Raw genomic sequence first — 26,370 nt, forward strand, 5'->3', positions numbered from 1 at the left:
GTCGTTCTTGTTGCTCAGAAAAAATAACCATTTCGGCCGTTTTCTACCGTCGAAGTGGTATTACTTAAGCACTCAATACCGTATTAATCGGACAGATTGGTGCATTTATTTAGTTAAAATTTTTTATTTTTCCAAATGATGTGACTCACCAGACGCTCTGATGAGATAAAAATTTTAATCTCAAGATATGCTCAGTATCGTAGGAGAAGAGCGTAGGTTAGCCTATGCTGAAAGAGACACCAGACTGCCACTATTCAGGCATCAAGTAAGTTATTTGGGTAAGTGAACGCAGATAACACCTCTGCGGCTTCAAATTAAGAAGGGAATAAATGGAGGTTGGCTATGCGTATATTAATAACCGGAGCTACAGGCCTAATAGGGCGCAGTCTGACTGCCTTCCTTTTATCGCAAGCCCATCAAGTAACCGCACTGACCCGTGACACTCAGCGGGCAAATCAGGTACTCGGCGCACAAGTCACCTGCTGGTCAACGCTGGATGATAAACATGATCTCAATGATTTTGATGCAGTAATCAACCTGGCCGGTGAGCCTATTGCGGAAAAACGCTGGACCCCGCAGCAAAAAGAGATTCTATGCCAAAGCCGCTGGCAGATAACCGAGCGCCTGACCACGCTAATACAGGCCAGCACGACACCGCCAGCAGTATTTATTTCAGGGTCCGCCGTTGGCTTTTATGGTGATCAGGGGCAAGCTCTGGTTACCGAAGAAGAGACGCCACATGATGAATTTACCCATCAGTTGTGCGAACGCTGGGAAAATCTGGCTCGGGCGGCTGAAAGTAGTCATACCCGTGTTTGCCTGTTACGCACCGGTATTGTATTAGCGCCACACGGCGGTGCACTAGCCAAAATGGTCCCGCTATTACGTCTTGGATTGGGTGGCCCGATAGGGGATGGTCGCCAATATCTACCCTGGATCCATATCGATGATATGGTACATGGTATCCATTATTTGCTGACCACCGATGGCCTCAAGGGTCCATTTAATATGGTTTCGCCTTATCCGGTACATAACGAGCAATTTATTGCCACTCTGGCCGATGTGTTAGACAGACCAGCGGTTATCCGCACACCTGCCGCCGCGATTCGTTTATTACTGGGTGAATCCGCAGCGTTAGTGCTGGGCGGGCAACGGGCAGTGCCGAAACGATTGGAAGAGGCCGGTTTTGGTTTTCGTTATTTTGAATTGGAAGAAGCACTGCGCAATGTGCTGCACAAACCCTCAGCTTAATCAAACTGCTGCGGGATAGATAAAATCGCTATCCCGCAGAGATGTTACTTCAGTGCACCAGAAAGGAACTGCTGCAAGCGGGTACTCTTTGGGTTACCAAAAAGTTCAGCCGGCGGGCCTTCCTCTTCAATTACGCCTTTGTGTAAAAAGATAACATGGCTGGAGACATGACGGGCAAACTCCATTTCATGGGTTACCACCACCATAGTTTTCCCCTCCTCTGCCAGCTTTTGCATAATACGCAATACTTCGCCGACTAATTCAGGATCCAGTGCGGAGGTGGGTTCATCAAACAGTAATACATCCGGTTCCATCGCCAATGCCCGGGCAATGGAGACGCGTTGCTGTTGCCCACCAGATAGGTGCACCGGATATTTGGCGCGTGCGCGCTCATCAATTCCGACTTTATCCAGATAACGGATAGCCCGCTCTTTGGCTACTGATTTACTCAGCCCCAAGACTTGAACCGGCGCCTCCATCACATTTTCCAACACCGTCATATGGCTCCACAAATTAAAATGTTGGAATACCATCGTCAGGCGAGTGCGTAACAGTTGCAGCTCTTTTTTATCAAAAACTTTCAACTGCCCATCTTTATCTCGTACCAAACGGATATCACGATTATTTACACTAATCGAGCCTTCACTGGGTTTTTCCAAAAAGTTGATACAGCGTAAAAAAGTGCTTTTCCCTGAACCGGAAGAACCAATAATGGAGATAACATCCCCTGCTTTAGCTGAAAGTGAAACGCCCTTGAGTACTTCGTGTTCACCGTAATGCTTATGCAATTCCGTCACAGACAGTTTGGTTTCAGCTATTTTAGTTTCTAATGTGTCAGTCATAAGGTCTCCGTACTTAATGCGATGCCTGAGGTTTTATATGAGCCAGCCAACGTTTCTCTGCCTGGCGGAACAGGCTAATTAGCGTAAAGGAGATAATCAGATAAAGTACGGCAGCAATACCAAAAGCATAAAACGGCTGATAAGTTGCGGCGTTAATATCTCGCGCTATTTTCAGAATATCTGGCACTGTGGCAGTAAATGCCAGAGCGGTAGAGTGCAGCATTAAGATTACCTCATTACTGTAGGCCGGTAAGGCAATACGCAGTGCAGAAGGTAAAATAATACAGCGATACAATTTAAAACGTGAAAAACCATAGGCTCTGGCGGCTTCGATTTCACCGTGTGGCACCGAACGAATGGCACCGGCGAAAATCTCAGTGGTATAAGCACAGGTATTCAGTGTCAGCGCCAAAATAGTGCAATTCAAGCCACTGCGGAAAAAGGCATTTAACAGGTCATTGCCTCGGACAATCTCTAAACTGTACATACCGGAATAGAATACCAATAATTGTACATATAAAGGCGTGCCACGAAAGATATAAGTAAAAACCCAGACCGGTAAACGAATCCAACGCCGTTCGGCTACCCTTGCGACTGCCAAAGGAATTGCCAGTAACCCGCCCATCACTACCGAGGAAATAAGTAACCATAAGGTGACAGCCATCCCGGTAAAGCGGTAGCCATCGCTCCAGAGCAACGCTTGCCAATATTGTTGCAGGATTTCTATCATAGCTCAGCCCTCTTCACCCCATGGGAATAGCGCCGTTCTAGCCACAGTAATACGCCATTCGATACCGTGGTGAAGATGAGATAGACCACACCGGCCACTAAAGCGAAGAAAAACGGCTGGTAAGTCCCTTTGCCTGCCAACTGTGTGGCCTTAACCACATCATTTAATCCCAGAATAGAGACCAGTGCCGTTGCCTTTAGAATGACTTGCCAGTTATTGCCAATACCCGGCAGTGCGTAGCGCATCATGGCAGGAAACATGATTCTGCGGAAAATCTGGCTAGGGGTGAAACCAAATGCCGTCGCTGCCTCAATTTGGCCGCTGGGTACGGCCATATATGCGCCACGGAAGGTTTCAGTGAAATAAGCACCATAGATAAAGCCAAGGGTAATAATCCCAGCGGAGAGAGGATCAATATTGATTTGTTCAAAACCAATTGATTCAGTAATGCTATTTAGGGTTATCTGCAAACCATAGAAGATAAGCAGCATTAAGACTAAATCGGGTACACCACGGATAAGTGTGGTGTAACACTCAAACAAGCCAGATAACAGCCGGTTTGATGATAACTTTCCACCGGCACCAATCAAGCCGATAATCACTGACAGCAGCACTGAACACAGTGCCAACTCCAGCGTCACCAGCGCACCTTCAAATATCAGTTTCGAATATCCATCCAGCATCTGGGTTATCCTGTTTTACTGAGTAAGGAGTCTGGTTAATTGCTATGTTTAATTGCATGTAGAGGCCCCTGCCACTCTTGGCAGAGGCTCTAACGGCAAAGGTGCTTAACCGCCGTAAACATCAAAATCGAAATACTTTTTCGCGAGCTTGTCGTAGGTGCCATCTTTGCGCATTTCTGCAAAGGCTTTATCCAGCGCCGCTTTCAGTTCCGCATCATCTTTACGCAAGCCCATACCGGTACCTACGCCAAAGAACTGATCATTTTTTACTGATGGGCCAGCGAAAGCATAGCCTTTACCCGCTTCTTGTTTCAGGAAACCTTCACTGCCTGCAACTTCATCCTGGAAAGCCGCATCAATGCGCCCTGAAGCCAAGTCAGCGTAGATCAAGTCCTGATTTTGATAGGCAACCACATCGATACCTTTTGGCTGCCACTCAGCATTGGCGAATGCTTCCTGCGTAGAGCCTTGCAACACCCCAACACGTTTGCCTTTCAAGGCGACTAATGTTGGCTCTATTTTACTGTCTTTGGTCGCGATTAAACGGGCATTGGCAGCGTAGAGTTTGTCGGTGAAAGCAATCTCTTTCTGGCGTTTTTCCGTGATGGAGAGTGAGGAGATAATGGCATCGATTTTTTTGGCTTTGAGTGATGGGATTAATGCATCGAAGTCACTTTCAACAAAAGTACATTTAGTATCGATACGTTTGCATAACTCTTTTGCTATATCGATATCAAAACCTACCAATTCACCACTGGCATTTTTGGATTCAAAAGGAGCATAAGTTGGATCAGTACCAATTTTGACATCTTTCGGAATGGTAGCAAAAGCACTGCTGGCAGCAGCTAATGCTAAGACTAGCGGAAGAACCAACATCTTCTTATTCATACATAACCCTCAAATTGATTTTCGATGCCAGAAAGCGCGTTAATGTTCTGTACAACCCAGAGCGTTCATAAATCAATTTGCAGTAATCGTGCCAGTAATCATCTGGTAGGAAAGCTAATTCCACCACCGCTTAACTAGCACGATCACCACGAAATACAGGCATCAAGTCGTATACAAAAATCGAATACCACACTCATGCCATGATACGCGTTCTAAAACAGGATCATTGTGGTGCATAATCCGCCCCATTTCAGTGCGATGTTGCACAAATGTATCAATTAAGGGAAAAATGTTAATTATTGCCTTGCCATCGTGTAAACAGGTCTTCAGGCAGTTCGATGTCAAATTGATCGATAACCCGATTAACGGTCTGATCAACAATATCTTGAATGGTTTGTGGTCGATGATAAAACGCAGGCATTGGCGGCATAATGGTAGCGCCCAGCTCAGCGGCTTGTACCAGCAGGCGTAAATGCCCTAAATGCAACGGGGTTTCACGCACACATAACACTAGCGGGCGGCGCTCTTTTAAGATCACATCCGCGGCGCGGGTCAGCAAACCCTCGGTATAGCTATGGACAATTCCAGATAACGTTTTGATTGAACAGGGTAAAATAACCATACCTTGCGTTTTGAATGATCCGGATGAGATACAAGCAGCAATGTCACGTGAGTCATGTACAACATCGGCCAGTGCCTGCACATCCTTCACGCTAAATTCCGTTTCCAGCGCCAGCGTCTGGCGCGCCGCATTACTGAGAATAAGATGAGTTTCCACACCCTCGACATGTTGCAGCACCTGTAACAGCCGTACGCCATAAATGGCACCGCTGGCACCGCTAATGCCGATAATAAGTCGTTTCATGGGGTATAGCCTCGCACTGACGTTATGCCTTATAGAGTGAGCATAACATAAAGAAATATCGCCCGACTTTGCCGTATCAAGTACGGATTAGCAAGTTATTGGCCCCGTTTTGCCACAATACCCATGGCCCTCGGCTAGATAACAAAAAAGGTGCACCGCGCCGGAACGCTGGTTGCACCTTTTTGATTCACACTCTGCCGATAACTGAAGATACCCAATAAATTTCAAGTTGCAGCAAGGCACTAAACAGCGACCGCATCGCAAGATCCGTGGATTGGTCGAGGCCAACACATCTGCAACCTGAAAGATAACGGGTATTACCCTTCGTTATGCATCTCCAGATTCTCGGCCTCGTTATGATTACGTAATGCCTGCGCATCATCGTTACGTAACGATTCAAGATATTCCAGATAGCTCTGATCGACATCTTTAGTCACGTAAACGCCGTTAAAGACCGAGCACTCAAACTGGGTGATGTCTGGGTTATCTTCGCGTACTGCCTCGATAAGATCGCTAAGGTCCTGGAAAATCAGTGCATCGGCACCAATCAACTGGCGGATTTCATCCACTTCACGACCATGGGCAATCAATTCGTTCGCACTTGGCATATCAATGCCATACACATTCGGGAAACGAATTTCCGGTGCCGCAGAGGCGAAATAGACCTTCTTCGCCCCAGCCTCACGCGCCATCTCGACAATCTGTTCTGATGTGGTGCCACGCACGATAGAGTCATCCACTAATAAGACGTTCTTATCACGGAACTCTGCGCGGTTGGCATTCAGTTTACGGCGCACAGATTTACGACGTTCCTGCTGACCCGGCATGATAAAGGTACGGCCAACATAACGGTTTTTCACAAACCCCTGGCGGTACGGTTTATCTAGAATACGGGCGATTTCCAGCGCGATATCGCAAGATGTTTCCGGGATAGGAATGACAACATCAATATCCAGATCTTCCCACTGCTTGGCAATTTTGGCACCCAACTTCTGGCCCATGCGCACGCGCGCACTGTAAACAGAAATTTTATCCATAAAGGAGTCTGGGCGAGCAAAATACACATACTCAAACAAGCACGGATTGTATTTCGGATTTTCAGCACACTGGCGGGTAAACAACTGGCCTTTTTCCGTGATATACACAGCTTCGCCCGGCGCAACATCCCGCAGGAATTCAAAGCCAAGGGTATCCAATGCCACACTTTCAGAAGCGACCATATATTCATTGCGGCCATCAACTAACGTGCGTTTACCAATAACCAGCGGGCGAATACCGTTAGGGTCACGGAACGCGACCATCCCGTGGCCGATAATCATCGCAACACAAGCGTATGCCCCACGGATCAACTGATGTGTTGCGGCAACAGCAGCAAAAATATTGTCTGATTCCAATGGATAATGTTGGAAACGGTCCAATTCACTGGCAAAAATATTCAGCAAAATTTCCGAGTCAGAAGTGGTGTTCACATGACGGCGAGAAACTTCGAATAATTTCTTTCTCAGTTGGTGAGCGTTAGTCAGATTACCGTTATGAGCGAGAGTGATGCCAAACGGTGAGTTAACGTAGAAAGGCTGAGCCTCGGAAGCACTGGAACTGCCAGCCGTCGGGTAACGAACATGGCCAATACCCATATTCCCCTGTAAGCGCAGCATATGCCGGGTTTCAAATACATCCTTCACCAAGCCGTTTGCTTTACGCAGCCGGAACCCATTATGGGCATCAATGGTAACGATGCCCGCAGCATCCTGGCCTCGGTGCTGAAGCACCGTCAGCGCATCATAAATCGACTGGTTTACCGGTGAAAAACCGGCGATACCGACAATACCGCACATGTTGTCTTTTCCTCATAAGCCGCTCCGAATCGGTAATTGATTCGGTAAGAAACTCGACGTGCTCTGCAGGTAGTCAAAGAACCACCTGATTATATAACTGAACTGCGGGATTAATTGTGACTGTTTCCAGTCAACACTCTGTGAGAAGCCGGTAAACGTATCCAGAAAGAACAGCATGGCAGAGACTATCAGAACACCTCGCAGCGCGCCAAAACAGACACCCAGCACCCTGTCAGTTCCTGATAAACCAGTACGTTCAACCAACGAACCAATCACATAGTTAACAATAGCCCCGACGATCAATGTCGCGATGAACAAAATGCCGATGGCAATTCCGTTGCGAACTACTTCATCTTCAAAACGCGTGAAATAGACAGCAAGGTAAGTGTAAAAATGGCTGGCAACAAAAAACGCACATCCCCATGTTACAAGTGACAATGCTTCACGGACAAAACCCCGGATTAAGCTGACCAATGCAGAAAATCCGATAATCCCTATAATGACGTAATCAATCCAGACCATGACTATTCCAATGACGAAATCGCCGCTGCATCCTGTTCGCGGCGAATTCTAACAGAAAAAGAAAACGTTTGCGTAGGGGAATTCTTACCCGCGACAAATTAAAGTGCGGCGATTTTAAAAACAACAATCGCCGCACAAACTTAGCTCAAAAACCCCGTACACCCTGATATCTTAACTCTCGGCATAAACCTTAACGCGCCGTGCCATAGGGCTTAACTTGCCCATTCAGGCCGCTTAATGAATTAAGCTCTGGCAGCGCAGATTGCAATTTTTGTTTTGACGCATCTGGCCCGACATACACACGGGTTATTTGGCCTTGAACCGGCGTTGCAGGCACCGTAAACGCCCGATGACCTGACAAGCGCAGCGTCGCCACGATTTCATTCACTTTAGCTGCGTTTTTCAACGCGCCCAGTTGGACGACATAAGCCTGCCCTACCGGTGCTTTTTCTTCTGTGACCGGTTTAGTTTCCGGCTGAACGTCCGGTTTAACCTCAGGTTTAGGTTTCACTTCCTGCGGTTTTTTCTCTACCGGTAGCGGTTTGACCTCAACCGGTTTCTTCTCAACAGGTTTCACCTCAACCGGCTTACTCTGTATCACTGGCGGTGCCACGATAGTCGGTTCAGACGGAGGGTTACCAGCATCATTAGCAGCCTGAGAGGCGGAATCATCTTTGGGGACATCCACGGCTTGCGCCGCACCTTCCGGTGGAGCAATAGGCAGAGGTTGACTGACCGGACCAACCGCATCGATCTCCTGACTATCACCTGGTTTTGGCACTAATGGGATAGCGGCGAACTCATCCTCATAATGCTTCTTTTTACCATCCAGTAGCCCCGGCAGCACAATCACGCCTAACGCCACCAGAATTATGGTCCCGACTAAACGGTTCTGGAACTTACTTGCCACTCGCACTCCCAATTCAATGCCTTGATAAACTCAAGTTGTCACAAATTCAGGCTGTCATAAATCCAATACAGCCATCACATGAGCGACAGTATGGAAAGAACCACAGACAATAACCACATCCTGTGGTTTTGCATCCAACATAGCCTGACGCCAGGCCGTTTCTACATCGCTAAACTGGCGTGATAACTCCAAATGCCCGGCTAATTGCTCCGCCGTCGCCCCACGCGGCCCTTCAAGCGGCGCGCAGTACCATTCATCGACTTGTTCAGATAAACAGGCCAGCGTCCCGCCGATATCTTTATCTGATAGCATACCTACCACAGCCCGTACTTTACCGTGTTTTGGCAATCGAGCCAGCCTGTCGGTGAGATAACGTGCTGCATGCGGGTTATGGGCTACATCCAAAATCAGCAGTGGTTGCTCACTGACAACCTGAAAACGCCCTGGCAAACTGGCAGCCAACAAGCCCTGGCGAATAACCTTATCGCTTAAAGGCAGGCCAGAATAGTGCAATACGGCCAAAGCTGTCGCCGCATTTGCCAAAGGTACGTTTGGTAAGGGTAGATTGGTCCAATGATGGTTGCCACACTGCCAATCCCAGGCATTTTCTTGTTGTTCACCTGGCTGTTGTTGGCTAAACCGCCATGCGTCATCACGGCGATACAGTTGTGCCCCCAATTGCGCCGCAACATCGGCAATCGACTGCGGCATATCCGGTTCGCCAACCACGGCAGGTTTCCCCGCACGGAAAACACCAGCCTTCTCGCGGCCAATGCTTTCTCGATCGAAGCCTAACCAGTCAGTATGGTCTATGGCAATACTGGTAATAGCCGCAACATCAGAATCGACTATATTGGTCGCATCCAAACGTCCACCCAGCCCCACTTCCAGAATCACTACATCAAGCTTAGCCTGCTTAAATAATTGCAGCGCAGATAAGGTGCCAAATTCGAAGTAAGTCAGTGATATACCCGCGCGCCCGGCTTCAATTTGAGCAAAAGAGTGGCTGTGTTCAGCCTCAGACAGTTCTTGCCCCTGAATACGGACTCGCTCGGTGTAACGCAAAAGGTGAGGTGAGCTGTAAACCCCGACCCGCAGACCCGCTGCAAGTAAAATTGATTCTAGGGTACAACAGGTGGTGCCTTTGCCATTAGTACCGGCAACGGTGAAGACTTTTGGGGCAGGGTTAAGCAGATCCAAACGCTCAGCAACCTGTTTAACACGTTCCAGACCCAACTCGATTGGTTGAGAGTGCAAACGTTCAAGATAGTAAAGCCACGCGGCCAAAGGCGACGTGGCTTGGGGAATTTGATGGTTTTTCATGAGTCCCGTCACTGGCCTTTATACCCATCATACTTCAAGCTGCATGTGCGTTGACTGCTTTCGTTGCTCGGCCCCGTCCATGGACCTCGCCTCTGCGAGGCCGCTGCAAGCAGCGTTCAAATCGGTTCCTGACCGATTTGTCACCCGAATCAATGACTAGCGTCAACTCATCAGGATTATGAGCCTCTAATGAGACTCACCCTGCGGGCCAGCGCAAGCGATGTTCAACATGGTTTACAACCAAGTTGTCACTCAATTGCCGCCTTCCTGCAACTCAAATTATTTTGGGTAAATATTTTCTTTTTTAAAGCTATAAAGCTTAAGTTGCGACAATGCACAACAACCGGGCATCACCTTATCAGGGTGATGCCCGCGTGGATAATCAGGCTTCGGCCTGATTATCCGCCTGAGCAGTATCGGCTTTACTCTCAATCACACTGGGTTGTGGCTGATGCGTTAATTTAGACAAGATGCTGGCAATTGTCTGACGCATCACCGGGCGGCGAACGATCATGTCGATAGCGCCTTTTTCAATCAAGAACTCACTGCGCTGGAAGCCCGGCGGCAGTTTTTCCCGAACGGTTTGCTCAATAACCCGTGGACCAGCAAAACCGATTAAGGCTTTTGGTTCTGCGATATTGATATCACCCAACATTGCCAGACTGGCGGAGACACCACCCATGGTAGGATCCGTCAGCACAGAAATGTACGGCAAGCCACGCTCTTGCATTTTAGCCAGAGCAGCACTGGTTTTTGCCATCTGCATCAGTGACATCAATGCTTCCTGCATACGAGCACCACCACTGGAGGAGAAGCACACCAACGGGCAATTATCTTCCAGCGCCTGCTCAACTGCACGCACAAAACGGGCACCCACCACTGACGCCATTGACCCACCCATAAAGGCAAATTCAAATGAAGCGGCAACGATCGGCATCCCTTGTAAGGTCCCTTTCATGGCAACCAAAGCGTCTTTTTCGCCGGTATCTTTTTGTGCGGCAGAAATGCGATCTTTATACTTTTTGGAATCCTTGAATTTCAGGATATCCTTCGGCTCCAGTTCGCTACCCAATTCAACTTCACTGCCTGCATCCAGTAGCATATGTAACCGTGCACGGGCTGTCATACGCATATGGTGATCACACTTAGGACAAACTTCTAGATTACGCTCTAACTCGGCACGGTAAAGCACCTGACCGCAACTGTCACATTTCGTCCACACCCCTTCAGGAATACTCGCTTTACGGGTTTGTGTAATATTGCTTTTGTTAAGAATTCGTTCAATCCAGCTCATCGATGACCTTTCTGTTTGAACCTGGCTGTTGCCAGTCCGCTGTTCATGCTTTAACCATCTCCCTGAAAACATCCCAACAAAAAATGCCTGAGATACACGCCATTACAACGTGGCTAAGGCACTGGAACTCGGGTTGTCCGCAGGAACAGACCATAAATGTCACTCATTAAACCATATTGGCTCGACAGTGTAGATAAAAAACTGGTCGAACCCACGGCTTAGGTAACGTTTTTACTGATTTTTTTGCCGTGATTGCGCGCGCCGATGCCGCCATACCTCAAATACACCCGGCAAAATTGACACCACAATAATGGCAACAATTAGCAATTTCAGATTGTTCTGCACGATAGGTACGTTACCAAACAGATAACCAGCATAGGTGAATAGCAGTACCCATACCAACGCCCCAATCACGTTATAAGCCGCAAAGTGGCGATAAGACATTTTACCCATTCCGGCGACAAACGGCGCAAAAGTGCGGATAATCGGGACAAAACGTGCCAAAACAATCGCTTTACCGCCATGTTTTTCGTAGAACTGATGGGTTTTTTCCAGATAGCTGCGGCGGAAAATTTTGGAGTCCGGGTTACTGAATAGTTTCTCTCCGAACACCCGCCCAATGGTGTAGTTAATAGCATCGCCCAAAATAGCGGCGGTCACCATCAGTGCCACCATAATGTGCACATTGATATCATTGGACGGTAATGCTGCCAACGCACCGGCCACAAACAGCAAAGAATCTCCTGGCAGGAACGGCGTCACCACCAGACCGGTTTCACAGAATAAGATCAGGAATAAAATGGCGTAAACCCAAACCCCATACTGCGCCACCAGCTCCGCCAGATGGACATCAATATGCAAAATAAAATCAATAACGAAACGTATAAATTCCATAAATACTCTCAAATGGTAAACATACTTGTGCTTTGAGTGAGTGAGATTAGCTGAACTTCCTTAGGTATTCCTTAGACCAAGGCGACCTCACTCATCAATGTAGAGAAATCAGTCGTCTGCCAAAAAAAGGGGTCCCATTGGCGCTGTTGGTAGCGCAAAACGTTCGGGGTAATCAACCGCGACTAAATACAACCCTTCGGCTTTCGCTGTTGCCGCAGCACGTGATCGGTCTTTCAGTGCCAGCAACTGGGCCATCCAGTTGACATCCTGATTACCACAGCCAATCTCAATCAAGCTACCAACAATATTACGCACCATATGATGAACAAAAGCGTTGGCCTTGATATCTACCACGATATACGCGCCATGTCGGGTAACTTTGACATGTTTTACATTTCGCCATGGGGTACGCGACTGGCACTGTATCGCACGAAACGAGGTAAAATCATTCTCGCCGAGTAAACATTGCGCCGCTCGTTCCATTTTTTCAGCATCCAGCGGCAGGTAGCAATGGGTTACCCCTTGCGCCAACACCGCTGGACGATAGCGATGGTTAAAGATGATATAGCGATAACGGCGGGCAGTAGCGCTGAAACGGGCGTGAAAATCGTCATCCACTGTTTTTATCCAGCGTACGGCGATATCTGGAGGTAAATGGCTATTGACCCCCATCGTCCAGGCGGCATCTTTACGCACCGCCGAGGTGACAAAATGCACCACCTGCCCGGTGGCATGTACACCAGCATCAGTGCGCCCAGCACAAAATACGCCAATGGATTCATCGGCAACTTTTGACAAGGCAGCCTCCAAACAAGCCTGCACACTGGCAACCTCCAACTGCCGTTGCCAGCCGAAATAGCGGCTGCCGTTATATTCAATACCCAGCGCAATTTTTATACCGGCCGTTTCAGCCACTATGTCTTGTGGCTGAGCCAACTCGAGTTCGGACATCAGTACAGTTGCTCCTGCAACAGGTGCTCCGCCGTTTCAATCGCCATCAATGCGCCACCAAAACGAATGTTGTCGGCCACTGACCAGAACTGCAACACTTCGGGAATGCCATAGTCATTACGCACACAACCAATACTCAGCACCTCACTGCCCGAGGCATCACTGACCTGTGTTGGATAATCATCCTCTTCAGATAATTGGATATCTTCGCAATTTTCCAGTTCGCTGCGCGCTTCATCTGCGGAGATTGGGCGCAAGGCTTCCAGATGAACCACTTGTGCCTGACCGTAAAATACCGGTGATTGAATGCAACTCACCGAGATAGGCAGACCTTCGTCTTGCAATACTTTGCGCACCTGATCAACCAGACGGCGCTCTTCACGCACACTGCCCTCTTCATCAGCCAGCAACGGCAACACGTTAAATGCCAGTTGTTTGGCGAAGATACTTGGCTCCGCAGGAATGCCATTTAACAACTTGGCACTTTGACCGGCCAGATCGTCCACAGCGGCCTTGCCATGGGCGGAGGCTGAAATCAATGCAGTGACATGCACGCGGGACAAGCCAGCCTGTTCCGTCAGTGGTTTAATCGCCGTCAGCAACTGGCTGGTCAGGCTATCGGCTACCGCCACAATATTGCGATTGCGATATTCTGCCAGCACCTGAGGATTCACACTTGGCACCACCAGCGGTACATCTGGTTCCATCGCGAACAGGCCACTGCTGTCGATAACCAGGCAACCGGCATTCGCCGCTTCTTCCGCATAGAGTTGTGAGGCTTCGCGCCCGGCAACAAAGAAAGCTAACTGCGCCTGAGACCAGTCAAATTCAGCAACATTTTCAACCAGTAAACTTTTACCATTAAAGCGCACAGAAGCACCGGCGCTGCGTTCGCTGGCCAGCGGATACAATTCACCAACCGGGAACTGGCGCTCATTTAACAGCTCCAGCAAAGCTTCACCTACTGCGCCCGTTGCTCCTAACAGAGCAATATTCCAGCCGTCAGACATGTTGGTTTTCTCCACTAACGTTCATTAAATTACAAGGGTTCATTCAGATACTAAGATCGATTGAAAGAGAAAAGCGGTAAAAAAAACCGCCTGACAATCAATAAATTAACGTTTATACCGCGCTTATAATAACTGTGTACTAAAGCCTAATTTCTGCAACAGTTCAGCACTGGCAGCATCATCGCACTGCACACAGAGTGATGACCACTCACGGCGTTCCTGATAGTGCTTACGCAGCCGATCAAACTCACCGGGGATACCGGCCACATGGCGCAGTGGCGCATCATCGCGGCGCACATCATACACCAAGTGCATCAATCGTTTTAATTTGCCTTCATCCAACGCACCGTTCAGTCTCAAGTGGCTAAACTCCGGTTGAGGCAATAAAGAAGCTAGCTCTACCGACTGCGGCTGCCCCAGATGTTGACTAAAAGCTTCAAACACTTGTGTGGTACCACGTGCTTTACCTTCCAGCGTATAGCCGGCGATATGTGGCGTCCCGATATCAATCCGCCCTAACAGCGGCAAAGATAATTCCGGTTCCGGTTCCCATACATCCAGAACCACGCTGAGTTTTTTACCTTTTTCCAACGCACCAAGCAGCGCAGCATTATCCACCACGGCTCCGCGGCAGGCATTAATCAGAATACGGCCATCCGGCAAGGCTGCCAGTAATTCATCGTCCGCCATGTGCAGGCTTTGATAAGGGCCGGTTTTATTCAACGGCGTATGGAAAGTGAGAACATCTGCCTCTCGCACCAGTTTTTCCAGCGGCCAGAAAGTGTCGTTATCACCTCTGTCTGCTCGTGGTGGATCGCACAGTAAAGTCCGCACACCAAGGGCTTGTAGCCTGTTATTCAATCTGGCCCCGACATTCCCCACCCCAATAATACCGACAGTTTTGTCACGCAATTGGAAACCATCACGTTCGGCCATCATCATCAGTGCGGAAAAAACATATTCCACAACCGCAATGGCATTACAACCGGGAGCTGCGGAGAAACCGATTCCCTGTTGCTGTAGCCAGTTATCGTCGACATGGTCGGTACCGGCGGTTGCCGTGCCCACAAAGCCAATTGACGTACCTTGCAGCAACGCCTCATTCACTTTGGTAACCGAGCGCACCATCAGTGCGTCAGCATTAGCCAGTGCTTCACGCGGGATTGGCCGCCCCGGCACTGCCTGTACCTCACCTAAACGCCGAAATAGCACATCTGCGTACGGCATATTCTCATCAACCAGGATTTTCACTTTATTCTCCGGCAGCTTACTGCCCTATAGATGAAAAGCAGGGACTTAGTATATACCCAAAGAAGTTGGAGTTGCAGCCAACCCCCTACAGCTTCAGGATGAAGACGATCCCCAAAATCATTAGCGTTGCAGGTAGGCGGCAATTGAGTGACAACTTGGTTGTAAACCATGTTGAACATCGCTTGCGCTGGCCCGCAGGGTGAGTCTCATTAGAGGCTCATAATCCCGATGAGCTGACTCAAGTCAGTGATTCGGGTGCGTGAGCATAGCCAACCCCCCTGCGGCGTCAAGGATGAAGGGGATTGTTGCGACGAAAACGCTCCGGCGTAGTCCCTGCAATTTGCTGGAACATGGCGATAAAAGCCGATGAGGAGCTATACCCAACATCCAGTGCGACACTTTGCACGGTTTTGCCCTTTTCTAACAATGAGATCGCATGTAAAAAACGCAGCCGCTGCCGCCATTCGCTAAAAGCCATACCCAGTTCTTGTTGGCAGCGGCGCGATAACGTCCGCTCGGTGGTATAGACCCGCTTAGCCCACTGCGCCAGCGAGGTATTGTCCGCCGGGCAGCGCTCTAGCGCCGCCAGAATAGGTGACAGTAATTTATCCTGTGAGGTGGGCAGATAGGTGCGTTGTACCGGTGACAACCTGAGTTGATCAATTAATACGTGGGCTAAGCGCATATCTTGCTCGCTTTCCGGCATCAATAAACCACGGGAGAAGCAATCTTCCACAATGGTATTAAAGATTGGACTGACATTAATCAGGCAAGCTGATAGCGGTAACTCATCACACAGCGTAGGTGCAATATCAATGGCACGAAATTGCATCGGCTTACGGTTATGGCTGGAGTGCTCCATGCCGGCCGGTATCCAGACACTGAATTCAGGGGGGGCCAGAAAACGCTGCCCGCCGATACTCATCGCTACCACACCTGACTTTACGCAGATCAACTGCCCGTAAGGATGGGTATGCGGCAAAAACTCAGTATTGGCATTAAAGGCCTCACAGCGAAAGGAAAGGCTCAGTGGCACGGTTGTGGCAACCACCGGGAAAGAGGGTTCTGCCATCGTGAACTGTCTCCTGTAAAAAATGATTCCTGCCGAGATTGTCCTAATCGCAGCAGTTATTGTCTGATTTTCAGTATATAGAATAAATCAGACAACTGTAGACTACGTCACATGTTATTTAGATGAGAATTATTATCATGAATATGTTATTCCCCCTGTCCGCGGTGATCATCTGGTCCATCAATGCCGTGGTCAGTAAGGTCTCTGCCACCGCAATTGATCCCGCCGCCATCTCGTTTTATCGCTGGGTGCTGGCGTTGCTAACGTTAACCCCATTCTTGCTGCTGGGTGTTATCCGCAATTGGCAGGCAATCCGCGTTTATTGGTGGAAATTGATGATATTGGGGATGCTGGGGATGGTGCTGTACCAAAGCCTGGCGTACTACGCGGCTCACAGTGTTAGCGCCCTGTTTATGGGGATTCTCAGTTCGTTAATTCCCTTACTGACTGTGCTTATTAGCATTGTGGTGTTACGAGTCGCCCCCACGGTAGGCATTGCATTAGGTAGCGTGCTGTCATTAGGGGGACTAGTGTGGTTGGTTAGTGCAGGTAACCCGGCACAACTGTTGCAACATGGTATCGGCAAAGGCGAATTGATGATGTTCGGCGCATCGGCATCCTATGCGCTGTATGGCGTATTAACCAAACGCTGGGCGATTCAATTACCCAACTGGCAGTCCCTTTATATGCAGATCGTTTTCGGCGTGGTGCTATTATTGCCTAATTTCCTGATGGCTTCAGATGTGCAATTGACGGCGCAGAATATTCCATTGGTGCTATTTGCTGGGATCCCAGCCTCAATTATTGCGCCTTATTTGTGGATCCACGGTGTGATGCGGTTAGGGGCAAATACTGCGTCGATATTTATGAATCTGACACCGGTATTTACCGCCATTATTGCCGTGGCCTTCCTTCATGAGCAATTACACAGCTATCACCTGATTGGCGGGGGTATCACGCTGGCTGGGGTGATATTAGCTCAGCGCCTGCGCACCCCATTGCGAAGAGCGGCGGCGCAGTAAAAATAAGGTAGCGGCGTATATTCTGCGCAGCTACCCCGGCCCTGTTTTTATTCCGCGCTAACCGCCACCATTGCTGCTTGAGCCTTATCTTTACGATGCAACATCAACACCCCCAGTAATACCAGCGCGCTGCCCAACAATTGGGAGGGAGAGAGTGTTTCGCCCAACAAGAAATATGCAATCACCGCAGTGAAGACCAGTTCCAGCGTTAATAGTAGGCTAGCCACCGCCAAAGAGAGTGTTTTCAAACTGAGATTAAACAGGCCAAACCCCAGTAACGTTGGACCGGCGGCTAAAATTAACAATAGCCCCCAACCAGACCATTGAATGCCATTAGCTCCATGGGATAAGAAAAATAGATCACCCACCATTGGCTGTAACCCAGACAATGGAAACCACAGCAATAACTGATTAAATATCAGTTGGTAGATGGCGGAGAAACCAAAGACGTAAAGAATAGTGTTCCAGACCGGATAACAGCGTTCAGTCGCAATGCGACCAGCCAGAGTATAAAAGCTGTAACCAATACCGGAGGCCAATCCGATAAATAAGCCAACAAAATTAAAGTCTGATGCAGTAATATTCAGGCCATCGCTGACTAAGAAACAACCCAACAGGCTGATAATAATAACCAGTAATTCACGCCAGCCCATATATTCGTTATAGAAAACCCAGCCGAGAAACACGGTAAAACCGATTGAGCAATAGACCAGAATGGTGGAGATCGACGCACCGTTTAAAGCGACAGATTCAGTCCATAGCCCATTAAAGACCGCCAGCAATAAGCCATATGCCGTATAGAATTTTAGCTGGCACCCGCGTAATTTGGCCCATTCCGGTTTGGTCAGAAGTAAAATAGGTAATAACACCATGGCGACCAGTGCTGCCCGCCAGAAAGCCAATACCGAAGTGGGTAGATGATAATGCGCCGTGAGGATGCAAATTATGATGCCGGTAAAACCCAACAACATGGCACTAATAATCGCCAGCAGATAGCCTTGTCGTTTGCCACTAAACCCGCCGTTGCCCGCCCCGATAGAGCCAAATGCTGATGGGAATAAATCTGCCGGAATCGCCATAACAACCTCATAACTACTTTCAGGATATTAATCAGATAGCGATTGTACCCCCCATGTTCTCTGCCACCAGAGCCACTTTCCCACTGATTGATACAGGCCACTTTTTTCCTCTTGAAGCCTTGTTAACCTTGAGTATAGTGACAATATATTATCCACAGTGAGCCACTTTTGGTCGGTGAGACATGCATATTCCGTTAGATCGCCAGCAAGACATTCCACTGTATCTACAAATCGAAGAGGCATTGCGCCGTGCTATCCTCAGTGGGGTGTTTGCTGATGGCGACAAACTGCCCTCAACCCGCACCTTGGCAGCAGAATTATCAGTGAGCCGCCTCACAGTGGATAATGCTTATGCCGAGCTGGCGGCAAAGGGGTTATTACAACAACGTCGCGGCAGCGGTGCCTATGTCTGTCACCTCTCGCCGCCGCCAAGCCATCCGCATCCACGGCTACATGGTGAGTTTCCACTGGATCGTTTTACCACTGTCACCTCAAGGCTGGACGGGTATGCCGATATCCCCTTACCGCCAAATACCATTAATTTTGCTGCTGGCATCGGTAGCCCCAAAATTTTCCCATTGGATGAATTCCGCCAGATCTTGCATTCAATTCTGCGCCGCCATGCTGAAGAAGCATTCAGTTACGGCGATTACTGTGGCTATTATCCATTGCGCGATACACTCAGCCGCATTCTATCCGCACAAGGTATCCCAACACGGCCAGAGCAACTGTTGATAACCAACGGTTCACAACACGCCATCAGTCTGATCAGTCAATCACTGCTGGCCCCAGGTGATAGTGTGCTGGTAGAAGAACCCACTTATGCCGAAGCATTAGCCCTGTTCCGCCTGCATAAAGTGAATATTATTGCTCTGCCCAGCGACCAACAAGGCATGAATCTGGCGACCCTGCCTGCGCTGTTAGCCAGGCATCAACCGAAACTTATCTATTGCATTCCCAACTTTAATAACCCCACCGGACGCTGTATGAGTGAAGAACGCCGCCATCAGTTAGTGCAAATAGCCAGAACTGCTGGGGTGCCGATACTTGAAGATGATTATGTGGGTGACTTGCGTTACAGCGGCAAGAAGCTGCCTTCGCTGCGTTCACTGGCAGCCGCGGGTGAAGTTATCTATGTCAGTACTTTTTCCAAAATGTTACTGCCCAGCATGCGCATTGGTTATCTGGTGGCAGACGCGCCCCATTACATCCAACTGGCGCGCTTAAAGCATGTTGACAGTTTTACCAGCTCGAACCTGATCCAACGGGCGTTGGATGCATTTGTCACTGTCGGGCGCTATGACAAACAACTTCGTCGGGCTTGCCGTTTGTACCGCCAGCACCGTGATGCCATGGTCGATGCCCTCCAGCAGACACTGCCACTCGGCTGCCAGTTTGAAGTTCCTGATGGGGGATTATTTATCTGGCTACAATTGCCAGCAAACGTGCCAATGACTCAATTAATGCCGCTGGCGTGGCAGGCGGGGGTCACTTTCGCTAAAGGTGGCGGGTTTTACCGCGAAGAGTCAGATGGAGAGTTCACCCTCCGTTTGAATTTTGCCGCTAATTCGCCCGAGCTGATTAGCCAAGGAATAGCCAGATTAAGTGCGGCGATTGGTCAGTGCCAAGCATAATATTAATCAAAAAAACGCACCACCAAAAGTCAGACTGAGTCCAACTTTTGGCGTGCGTTTCACTGTGGCGTTGGCTAAACAGCGTTACCTCAGAACGAGGCCAGCCATAAACGCAGTTTCATGCCCCAATAGCTGCTCCATCCGCTGGTATTTTGTACCATTTTGCCTTGATAAAGGATCACTAACGTCGGTGTAACACTGACTTGCCACTGCGCTGACAACTCGCCGCGTGGGTCATTTATCACCGGTAACCGGTAGCCTTTTTTGGTCAGCCAGCGCTCAAGCTGTGGTGCTTCACCAGAGCGTAGTGCCACTGTCATCACATTCTCCCCCTCCTGCACCAATTGATTGACACTGGGGCTGGTGAATTTACACACGCCGCACCATGTTGCCCAAAAATAGATGAGCAACGGTTTGTCCTGGCTCATCGCCTTTAGCGAGACAGTCTGGCCCTCCAGGGTTTGTAATGACACATCGCCCCAATCAGCAGGTACCTGCGGGCTACGCAACCAATCCATCGCCAAAGAGACCACCGTGACCAGTACCAGCAGAATAACCAGCTCTTTACCCCACCGCTTCAAGCGACTCATTTACCCGCCTTAGCCAGTTGCTGCTTCACTATCTCCTCCAGTTGCTCATAGGAAATAGCACCTGGGATCATCTGATTACCAATCAAAGTGGCAGGTGTGCCTTGGATACCCAGTTGATCCGCTAATTTCAGGTTGGTACGCAACACATTCAAGCTCTGCTCGCTTGGTGCTACCGGCGTAACACCGGTTTTTTTCTGCGCCGCGGCAATACTGTCAGCATCGTGGAAACCTTTTTTCGCCATCAAGCGCTGATGAAATGGCAGAAATTGATTCGGATGTTGTTGCCACAGTGTCAACGCCAACCGTGCACTGGTCACCGAGCTTTCCCCTTTAAACGGTAGCGGTTTTATCACCACCGCCACTTGCGGGTACTCCTTCACTACCTTTTCCAGCAACGGATCAAAAGTTTTACAAAATGGGCAGTTGTAATCGGTAAATGAAACCAATGTCAGGGCTGGAGTTGCAGCCCCGAAACGTGGGCTACCAGGGTCTTGGAACAGCGCCTGCTTATTGGCTGCGATAAATTGATCCATTTGCTGCCCTTGCGCTTCATTAGCTTGCTGTTGCAAGGCATTGATGGATTGTTCAAGAATGTCTGGATTGGCGACCAGCGTTTCACGGATTAACGCTTTAATCCGCACTTCCTGCTCCGGCGTAAAAGGTGCAGCCGCCCACAGTGAGGTCGAGATCAGCGCTAACAACACAACCATGATAATTTTCATTCTTTATTTCCTTTAGCATCGGCCAAAATTTTTAATAACACGTCACGGTCCAACAGTGGCGAGAGCACCACACCCTGTGGTTGCTGTGGCCCATAAATTTGATTAAATGGGATTGCGACACTGCCGCGCTGGCGCAAAAACTCAGTAATATCAGCAGAAGGTCGCGTCCAGTCACCGCGTAACGCCACCACATCAGGTGCTTGCAACGCCTGCTGCACATCGTCACGCATCAGGACGTGTATTTTGTTAACTTTACAGGTCACACACCAATCGGCAGTGACATCGACAAACACCCGCTTATGCTCCATCAAGGCTTTCTTAATGGCTGATTCAGTTAATGGCTGCCACGGGATGGTGTCATGTAGCGGTTTGCGCCATAGATTAGCCGTCAGCGAACCCGCCAACAGTAATCCGCCGATAATCAACACCCCGATTAAGCTGACGATTGCGGCAACACGCACGCCATAGCGCCAGCCAATTGCCAGTAATAGCGCTAACAGCAATACTCCGCTAATCACCATCACCAGTTGTGAGCCAATATGGCTCACCATCAGGCTCAGTAACCACAGACTTGATGCCAGCATCAGCCCCCCCATCCCGATACGCAGACGGTTCATCCAACGACCTGGACGGGGCAAAAACAGCACCAATCTAGGCCATAGCGCCACCGCCAACCACGGCAGGCTCATACCAACCCCCAGGGCGGTAAATATGCCCCACAGCGCCGGTAAAGGGGCGGCCAGTGCAAAGGCTACCGCCGTCCCCAAAAATGGCGCGGAACACGGGGTTGCCAGTAGCGTCGCCAATGCGCCCTGTCCAAAGTGGCCGGCCAAACCGCGAGCCCCCGATTGCTCCACACGAGGCGCGGCAATACGGCTATTGAGCGATGAGGAGAGGTTAATTTCGAACAAGCCGAACAGGTTGGCCGTAAAGAGTGCGGTAACCAACACCATAAAGCCGATAAACCAAGGGCTTTGGAACTGAATTCCCCAGCCAAGGGCATGATTACCTAAACGCAAGGCGGTCATCAGTAATGCCAACAACCAAAACGAAGTCACAATCCCAGCAGACGATGCCAGAAACTGCCAACGAATCTGACGGCGGGTTTGCTGCCCAGTCTGCAAAATAGACCCCAGTTTCATTGCAAGGACCGGAAGCACACAAGGCATCAGATTAAGAATAAATCCGCCCGCCAGCGCCATCACTATCCAAGACCAAAAACGAGTGGAGGATTGCGGTAAAGTGAGCGCTTGCCCAATGGTCACCGTGGTCTCTTGCGCCAGACCCGCATCAGTAATCACCATCGTCAGGGGTTTACCACGTAGATCCCCCACGCCCTCCCCCCAACCATCAGTCGCAGGAACCCGTACCGATAACTGATTACCCTGCACACTGACCAGCGGTTTACCGAGATCCACGTCCGCCAAGGTATCGAAGAACAACTCGGGCTGTTGCCAACCTTCGTCACGCACCGCCAGAATTTGCACCTCGCCATGATCAAAACCAGCTTGGATCTGTTGGGTCAGGGCATTGGCAATGGGTACCTGCCCCATCGCCTGGGCAAAATCATGTTGGAATTGCTGTTGGTTTTCGCCACTTAACGGCGAGGAAAGATCGATGCTAAACGGGTAGTCAGTCAAAATGCAGACATTGCTACAGGTCGATAGGGTCAAGATGCCACTTAGCGTTTTGGGTGCCTTAGCGGAAATGACGATCGGCAGCATGGCCTGCTCGTGATAGCCCTGAGTAGAGATACCAGAAACATCAAACCGTTGTGGTACAGGCCAGTACCATTTTACCGCATCAAGAGCGGTGCTCCAGACAATGGTCGGTGCAATGCCCCCTTCACCCGGTGAGCGCCAATAGGTTTTCCAGCCTTTCTCCAGTTGAACGGAAAGTAACAGGCGGGTTTCACCGCTCGTTGAAGGTTCGGCACGAATCCGCACCTTAGCATGTGAGTTTTGTGGGCTGACCAACCAGCCGCTGTCTGCCGCCCAAAGGGTGGGCATCCATAGCAGTAACAGACAGAACAACGCTGTCTTGCTTAAATTGAACATGATTCTTCTCCAGAAATAGATTAATCACAGCAACCCCAAGGGATGCCGTAGTTATGCCAAAAGCATCTCTATTCCCGGAAAATGCACAATCGCAGATGCACCCTCAAACGGCTGGGTGATATCACTCGGGGTGGTGGAAACCTCATGCGGGTCGGGATCACCGGCCCCAATAGCAAGAGTAATAAACCCAGAGAAAAAATCGCTAATTCGAACAGAACAGGCGGGGATGCCAACAGGGATTTGGCACTTAGCTCACAAGGGGTGGGTGCCTCATCAGCATCGACAGCAACCTGTGATGATGATGTCTGAAGGAGGTTTTTTTCCAACGCGTGCAGGCTGGCGATGCGTTGTGTCATACAAACTAATATGACTAGGCAAGCCAGGCAGAGGAACCACTTTGCCGCGCGCTGTTGTTTAACCATTATTCGTGTTTAACCATTATCCGTATTTAATTCTAATCCATATAATTCATCAGTAAAATTGATAAATTAGTCTCATTCAAGACCGAGCGCCCATCTTAGCGGCATAATCAAGATTATCAATGTCTGAACTTAAACAATCACTCAAAGTGACATTTAATTACAAACGTAGTTAACAAAAAAAACATAATCTGACGGTATGGGTCGCCCACATTTGCGCGTATCATATTGGTAGCCTGCATCTATTGCCGGGTACTTTATGAATTTCCACAGTATCGCCTCCACAGCGAAGGACCGGTTATATGCAACCTTTGAACGGCCCAAGTGTGCCGATTGCCAATGATCGCAATGTCGCACCGACCAAAATACCTCATCAGGGCCAAGTGGAAGATCAGGCACTTACCCCTGCGCAACGCACTACGCTGGAGAAGCTAATTGTGCGGATCATGGCCCTTAGCCCAATCAAATCTGCTGAGATCTGGGCCGGTCTGCGTCATGATTTATCCTTGGGTAGCACTAGCGACTTACTGGCACGCCACTTCCAGCCCGCTGAGCAATTGCTGCAAACCCGTCTGGCGCAGGCACAGGAAAATCATGCCAATCACCAGTTGCGCCAACAACTGACCGAACTGCTGCCTCAAGGCAACAACCGGCAAGCTGTCAGTGATTTTATCCGCCAGCACTTTGGTCATACTGTATTAAGTCAGTTAAGCCATTCAGAGTTACAACAAGTTCTGGTGCTGCTGCAATCCGGGACACTGAATATTCCACAGCCACAACTGGCAACAATAACTGATCGGCCGTTACTGCCGGCGGAGCATCAGAATATTCAATCGCTAGTAGCAAAACTTAGTGCCGCAACCGGCGAGCAACCGGCCAAAATATGGCAGGCATTATTTGATATGGTGGGGGTGAAAAGTAATGATCCGTTACCTGCACGCCATTTCCAGATACTCAGCCAGTTTTTACAGACCAAAGTGGCACTCAGCCAGCAAACAGTACCTACATTGGTTAACTTGCAAACCGCGTTGAAACAGCCCGCTGATGCGCAGGAACAACAATTATTAATTGATTACAGCCAGAGTCGCTTCCAGGCCAGTCCCACCACGCCGCTGACGCAAGCGCAGTTGAACGACATTATCAATGTCCTGTTTACCGCCAGATTGGATCGGGCCAATGCAGCCCAACGTTTAGCAGAAGATCAAAAAATTCTGCAACCAGTGATTAACCCGCTAATTGCCGCCTTACCTCAATCATTACAGCCATTGTTGCAAAAACCGTCACTGGCATTTGTGGCGCTGATTATAGTGATGGTCTTTTTGTTGGCTATCTTCTTCTAATGACAGATGTCGGCTCAGGTTATTTCCCGCTGAGCCGCGCCTGTGACTATCATAATAACCACCAGCCAACCAGAGCACTCCACAACAAAAATGGTAGTGAGTAAGCATGGAATTTTAACCAAATGGCCGGCTCTGCCGCCATTCTCAGCGCAATTAAATTAGCCATAGAACCCAACACAAAACCAAAACCACCAATATTGACCGCATAAGCCACCAGCGCGCTGGAAGGCAGATAATTAAGCAGCAATATTGTGGCGGGGACATTACTGATCAGTTGCGATAGGCCAATAGCCAAAATATAGGCGGCAGCCGTAGACAATGTTTTGATTTCACCGAACAGCGATTGTAAAGCAGGTAATTCCGTCAGTAGGCGCACGTCAATAAACATCGCCATAAAGACCACAATCAAGCTCCAGTCAATGGCCAGTAACACCCGCCGCGCCAATAGCAATAAACCGGCAAAAACGATAAGTAGCCCATAACCTTCCCAGCCCAAATCCACGCAGATAATAAAAATCACATACAGCGCCAAACAACTCAGCAACAGGCGGAACTGGTAAGGATAAATCGGGCTTGAGGCCTGTTTCTTTATCTTACGCGCCGGAAAACGCCACCATGTTACCGCGAATAATGTCAGCAGAATAATGGCTGCTAAAGGTGCCATTTGGCGAGTAAAACCGATAAAAGAGAGTTCGGAACGGCTCCATAACAGAATATTTTGTGGGTTGCCGATCGGTGTTAATAGCGACCCAGCATTGACTGCCAGCGCCGAGAAAATGATCAGACGAGAAACCGGCAGAGACGATATTTTTTTCAACGTCAAAATCAGTGGAATGATGATAAATAGCGCCACATCATTGGTTAGAAAGGATGACAACAGCGCCGCGGCTAAGACTAAAAACAGCGCCAAATGCCGCTCAGTGTGGAGTGTATTAATAATTTTCCGGCCAATAAAATCGAAGTAACCGCTAACCTCAACCCCTTTAGTCAGTAGCATTAATCCCAATAAAGTAACAATGGTGGTCCAGTCAATAAACTGTGGAAAGGAGACAATTTGGGCCGGCATTAAGACGGTTAACCCTATCCCAAAGATCAATAGAATATGTAATAGACGATCTTCCAGAAAAGGTCTGAATAGTGTTTTTACTGCTCGCTGAGTCGTGGCAAATAATGTCATCAGAAAATC

General features: G+C 49.2%; 25 protein-coding genes. 4 read left to right on the plus strand and 21 right to left on the minus strand.

Going from position 1 to position 26,370, the window contains the following annotated elements:
- The first annotated feature begins 342 nt into the window (after window positions 1–342).
- Window positions 343–1,251, plus strand: a complete 909-nt coding sequence (locus Q2T72_RS14935; protein ID WP_372569385.1) for a TIGR01777 family oxidoreductase — start codon at window positions 343–345, stop codon at window positions 1,249–1,251.
- A gap of 44 nt (window positions 1,252–1,295) precedes the next feature.
- Here the strand turns inward: Q2T72_RS14935 and hisP are convergent, their stop codons facing one another.
- The 15 genes from hisP to Q2T72_RS15010 form a co-directional block, all read right to left on the minus strand.
- The gene (gene hisP, locus Q2T72_RS14940) at window positions 1,296–2,093 is read right to left on the minus strand and encodes a histidine ABC transporter ATP-binding protein HisP (RefSeq protein ID WP_005192680.1); all 798 of its coding nucleotides are present in this window, start codon (window positions 2,091–2,093) and stop codon (window positions 1,296–1,298) included.
- A gap of 13 nt (window positions 2,094–2,106) precedes the next feature.
- Window positions 2,107–2,823 carry an ABC transporter permease gene (locus Q2T72_RS14945; RefSeq protein ID WP_083158242.1) on the minus strand — a complete coding sequence of 239 codons (717 nt, stop codon included), beginning with the start codon at window positions 2,821–2,823 and terminating at the stop codon, window positions 2,107–2,109.
- Window positions 2,820–3,506, minus strand: coding sequence for a histidine ABC transporter permease HisQ (locus tag Q2T72_RS14950; RefSeq protein WP_083158241.1), 687 nt, complete (start codon window positions 3,504–3,506; stop codon window positions 2,820–2,822). The genes Q2T72_RS14945 and Q2T72_RS14950 overlap by 4 nt, the downstream gene beginning before the upstream one ends.
- 105 nt (window positions 3,507–3,611) lie before the next feature.
- The gene (gene hisJ / locus Q2T72_RS14955) at window positions 3,612–4,394 is read right to left on the minus strand and encodes a histidine ABC transporter substrate-binding protein HisJ (protein WP_372569386.1); all 783 of its coding nucleotides are present in this window, start codon (window positions 4,392–4,394) and stop codon (window positions 3,612–3,614) included.
- Between the two features lie 292 nt (window positions 4,395–4,686).
- Window positions 4,687–5,259 carry a UbiX family flavin prenyltransferase gene (locus Q2T72_RS14960; RefSeq protein ID WP_083158239.1) on the minus strand — a complete coding sequence of 191 codons (573 nt, stop codon included), beginning with the start codon at window positions 5,257–5,259 and terminating at the stop codon, window positions 4,687–4,689.
- A gap of 317 nt (window positions 5,260–5,576) precedes the next feature.
- A complete protein-coding gene (purF, locus tag Q2T72_RS14965) occupies window positions 5,577–7,094 on the minus strand; it encodes an amidophosphoribosyltransferase (protein ID WP_372569387.1) in 1,518 nt (505 codons plus the stop codon).
- 12 nt (window positions 7,095–7,106) lie between these two features.
- Window positions 7,107–7,616: a colicin V production protein gene (cvpA, locus tag Q2T72_RS14970; RefSeq protein ID WP_050112971.1), complete on the minus strand. Its 510-nt coding sequence runs from the start codon at window positions 7,614–7,616 to the stop codon at window positions 7,107–7,109.
- 190 nt (window positions 7,617–7,806) lie between these two features.
- Entirely contained in the window at window positions 7,807–8,526 is a 720-nt protein-coding gene (gene dedD, locus Q2T72_RS14975; RefSeq protein ID WP_372559486.1) for a cell division protein DedD, read from the minus strand.
- Window positions 8,527–8,580: 54 nt separating this feature from the next.
- A complete protein-coding gene (folC, locus tag Q2T72_RS14980; protein ID WP_372569388.1) occupies window positions 8,581–9,849 on the minus strand; it encodes a bifunctional tetrahydrofolate synthase/dihydrofolate synthase in 1,269 nt (422 codons plus the stop codon).
- Window positions 9,850–10,231: 382 nt separating this feature from the next.
- Entirely contained in the window at window positions 10,232–11,143 is a 912-nt protein-coding gene (accD, locus tag Q2T72_RS14985) for an acetyl-CoA carboxylase, carboxyltransferase subunit beta (RefSeq protein WP_083158235.1), read from the minus strand.
- Between the two features lie 231 nt (window positions 11,144–11,374).
- The gene (locus Q2T72_RS14990; protein WP_083158234.1) at window positions 11,375–12,037 is read right to left on the minus strand and encodes a DedA family protein; all 663 of its coding nucleotides are present in this window, start codon (window positions 12,035–12,037) and stop codon (window positions 11,375–11,377) included.
- 108 nt (window positions 12,038–12,145) lie between these two features.
- Window positions 12,146–12,988: a tRNA pseudouridine(38-40) synthase TruA gene (truA, locus tag Q2T72_RS14995; protein ID WP_083158233.1), complete on the minus strand. Its 843-nt coding sequence runs from the start codon at window positions 12,986–12,988 to the stop codon at window positions 12,146–12,148.
- The gene (locus Q2T72_RS15000; RefSeq protein ID WP_083158232.1) at window positions 12,988–13,998 is read right to left on the minus strand and encodes an aspartate-semialdehyde dehydrogenase; all 1,011 of its coding nucleotides are present in this window, start codon (window positions 13,996–13,998) and stop codon (window positions 12,988–12,990) included. Before Q2T72_RS15000 ends, truA begins: the two co-directional genes overlap by 1 nt.
- Before the next feature lie 123 nt (window positions 13,999–14,121).
- Window positions 14,122–15,249, minus strand: coding sequence for a 4-phosphoerythronate dehydrogenase PdxB (pdxB, locus tag Q2T72_RS15005; protein ID WP_372569389.1), 1,128 nt, complete (start codon window positions 15,247–15,249; stop codon window positions 14,122–14,124).
- 286 nt (window positions 15,250–15,535) lie between these two features.
- Entirely contained in the window at window positions 15,536–16,321 is a 786-nt protein-coding gene (locus tag Q2T72_RS15010; RefSeq protein WP_372569390.1) for a helix-turn-helix domain-containing protein, read from the minus strand.
- Between the two features lie 137 nt (window positions 16,322–16,458).
- Here Q2T72_RS15010 and Q2T72_RS15015 point away from each other — a divergent pair, with 137 nt between their 5' ends.
- On the plus strand, window positions 16,459–17,343 hold the full coding sequence (locus tag Q2T72_RS15015; RefSeq protein WP_372569391.1) for a DMT family transporter: 885 nt from the start codon (window positions 16,459–16,461) through the stop codon (window positions 17,341–17,343).
- Between the two features lie 47 nt (window positions 17,344–17,390).
- On the opposite strand, the gene Q2T72_RS15020 is transcribed toward Q2T72_RS15015, so the two are convergent.
- Complete coding sequence (locus Q2T72_RS15020) at window positions 17,391–18,422, minus strand: DMT family transporter (protein ID WP_372569392.1); 1,032 nt, start codon at window positions 18,420–18,422, stop codon at window positions 17,391–17,393.
- Between the two features lie 182 nt (window positions 18,423–18,604).
- Between Q2T72_RS15020 and Q2T72_RS15025 the strand changes: the two genes are divergently transcribed.
- Window positions 18,605–20,056, plus strand: coding sequence for a PLP-dependent aminotransferase family protein (locus tag Q2T72_RS15025; protein ID WP_372569393.1), 1,452 nt, complete (start codon window positions 18,605–18,607; stop codon window positions 20,054–20,056).
- A gap of 89 nt (window positions 20,057–20,145) precedes the next feature.
- Here the strand turns inward: Q2T72_RS15025 and Q2T72_RS15030 are convergent, their stop codons facing one another.
- The 4 genes from Q2T72_RS15030 to Q2T72_RS15045 form a co-directional block, all read right to left on the minus strand.
- Complete coding sequence (locus Q2T72_RS15030) at window positions 20,146–20,646, minus strand: protein disulfide oxidoreductase (protein ID WP_083158226.1); 501 nt, start codon at window positions 20,644–20,646, stop codon at window positions 20,146–20,148.
- Window positions 20,643–21,368, minus strand: a complete 726-nt coding sequence (locus Q2T72_RS15035) for a DsbA family protein (protein WP_083158225.1) — start codon at window positions 21,366–21,368, stop codon at window positions 20,643–20,645. Before Q2T72_RS15035 ends, Q2T72_RS15030 begins: the two co-directional genes overlap by 4 nt.
- Window positions 21,365–23,425: a protein-disulfide reductase DsbD gene (locus Q2T72_RS15040; RefSeq protein ID WP_083158224.1), complete on the minus strand. Its 2,061-nt coding sequence runs from the start codon at window positions 23,423–23,425 to the stop codon at window positions 21,365–21,367. The genes Q2T72_RS15035 and Q2T72_RS15040 overlap by 4 nt, the downstream gene beginning before the upstream one ends.
- A 68-nt stretch (window positions 23,426–23,493) precedes the next feature.
- Window positions 23,494–23,847: a copper resistance protein gene (locus Q2T72_RS15045; protein WP_083158223.1), complete on the minus strand. Its 354-nt coding sequence runs from the start codon at window positions 23,845–23,847 to the stop codon at window positions 23,494–23,496.
- 299 nt (window positions 23,848–24,146) lie between these two features.
- Here Q2T72_RS15045 and flk point away from each other — a divergent pair, with 299 nt between their 5' ends.
- Window positions 24,147–25,184 carry a flagella biosynthesis regulator Flk gene (gene flk, locus Q2T72_RS15050; RefSeq protein ID WP_372569394.1) on the plus strand — a complete coding sequence of 346 codons (1,038 nt, stop codon included), beginning with the start codon at window positions 24,147–24,149 and terminating at the stop codon, window positions 25,182–25,184.
- A 49-nt stretch (window positions 25,185–25,233) separates the two neighbouring features.
- Here flk and Q2T72_RS15055 read toward each other — a convergent pair whose 3' ends face one another.
- A complete protein-coding gene (locus Q2T72_RS15055) occupies window positions 25,234–26,361 on the minus strand; it encodes an SLC13 family permease (protein ID WP_372569395.1) in 1,128 nt (375 codons plus the stop codon).
- Between the last annotated feature and the right edge of the window lie 9 nt (window positions 26,362–26,370).

Source organism: Yersinia sp. 2466 StPb PI (assembly GCF_041538325.1).
Classification (GTDB): domain Bacteria; phylum Pseudomonadota; class Gammaproteobacteria; order Enterobacterales; family Enterobacteriaceae; genus Yersinia; species Yersinia enterocolitica_E.

Bases quoted from the DNA above. Each gene is read 5' to 3' on its own strand.
- Q2T72_RS14935 (WP_372569385.1), top strand. From the start codon at position 343: ATGCGTATATTAATAACCGGAGCTACAGGCCTAATAGGGCGCAGTCTG.
- hisP (WP_005192680.1), bottom strand. From the start codon at position 2,093: ATGACTGACACATTAGAAACTAAAATAGCTGAAACCAAACTGTCTGTG.
- Q2T72_RS14945 (WP_083158242.1), bottom strand. From the start codon at position 2,823: ATGATAGAAATCCTGCAACAATATTGGCAAGCGTTGCTCTGGAGCGAT.
- Q2T72_RS14950 (WP_083158241.1), bottom strand. From the start codon at position 3,506: ATGCTGGATGGATATTCGAAACTGATATTTGAAGGTGCGCTGGTGACG.
- hisJ (WP_372569386.1), bottom strand. From the start codon at position 4,394: ATGAATAAGAAGATGTTGGTTCTTCCGCTAGTCTTAGCATTAGCTGCT.
- Q2T72_RS14960 (WP_083158239.1), bottom strand. From the start codon at position 5,259: ATGAAACGACTTATTATCGGCATTAGCGGTGCCAGCGGTGCCATTTAT.
- purF (WP_372569387.1), bottom strand. From the start codon at position 7,094: ATGTGCGGTATTGTCGGTATCGCCGGTTTTTCACCGGTAAACCAGTCG.
- cvpA (WP_050112971.1), bottom strand. From the start codon at position 7,616: ATGGTCTGGATTGATTACGTCATTATAGGGATTATCGGATTTTCTGCA.
- folC (WP_372569388.1), bottom strand. From the start codon at position 9,849: ATGAAAAACCATCAAATTCCCCAAGCCACGTCGCCTTTGGCCGCGTGG.
- accD (WP_083158235.1), bottom strand. From the start codon at position 11,143: ATGAGCTGGATTGAACGAATTCTTAACAAAAGCAATATTACACAAACC.
- Q2T72_RS14990 (WP_083158234.1), bottom strand. From the start codon at position 12,037: ATGGAATTTATACGTTTCGTTATTGATTTTATTTTGCATATTGATGTC.
- truA (WP_083158233.1), bottom strand. From the start codon at position 12,988: ATGTCCGAACTCGAGTTGGCTCAGCCACAAGACATAGTGGCTGAAACG.
- Q2T72_RS15000 (WP_083158232.1), bottom strand. From the start codon at position 13,998: ATGTCTGACGGCTGGAATATTGCTCTGTTAGGAGCAACGGGCGCAGTA.
- Q2T72_RS15010 (WP_372569390.1), bottom strand. From the start codon at position 16,321: ATGGCAGAACCCTCTTTCCCGGTGGTTGCCACAACCGTGCCACTGAGC.
- Q2T72_RS15015 (WP_372569391.1), top strand. From the start codon at position 16,459: ATGAATATGTTATTCCCCCTGTCCGCGGTGATCATCTGGTCCATCAAT.
- Q2T72_RS15020 (WP_372569392.1), bottom strand. From the start codon at position 18,422: ATGGCGATTCCGGCAGATTTATTCCCATCAGCATTTGGCTCTATCGGG.
- Q2T72_RS15025 (WP_372569393.1), top strand. From the start codon at position 18,605: ATGCATATTCCGTTAGATCGCCAGCAAGACATTCCACTGTATCTACAA.
- Q2T72_RS15030 (WP_083158226.1), bottom strand. From the start codon at position 20,646: ATGAGTCGCTTGAAGCGGTGGGGTAAAGAGCTGGTTATTCTGCTGGTA.
- Q2T72_RS15035 (WP_083158225.1), bottom strand. From the start codon at position 21,368: ATGAAAATTATCATGGTTGTGTTGTTAGCGCTGATCTCGACCTCACTG.
- Q2T72_RS15040 (WP_083158224.1), bottom strand. From the start codon at position 23,425: ATGTTCAATTTAAGCAAGACAGCGTTGTTCTGTCTGTTACTGCTATGG.
- Q2T72_RS15045 (WP_083158223.1), bottom strand. From the start codon at position 23,847: ATGGTTAAACAACAGCGCGCGGCAAAGTGGTTCCTCTGCCTGGCTTGC.
- flk (WP_372569394.1), top strand. From the start codon at position 24,147: ATGCAACCTTTGAACGGCCCAAGTGTGCCGATTGCCAATGATCGCAAT.
- Q2T72_RS15055 (WP_372569395.1), bottom strand. From the start codon at position 26,361: ATGACATTATTTGCCACGACTCAGCGAGCAGTAAAAACACTATTCAGA.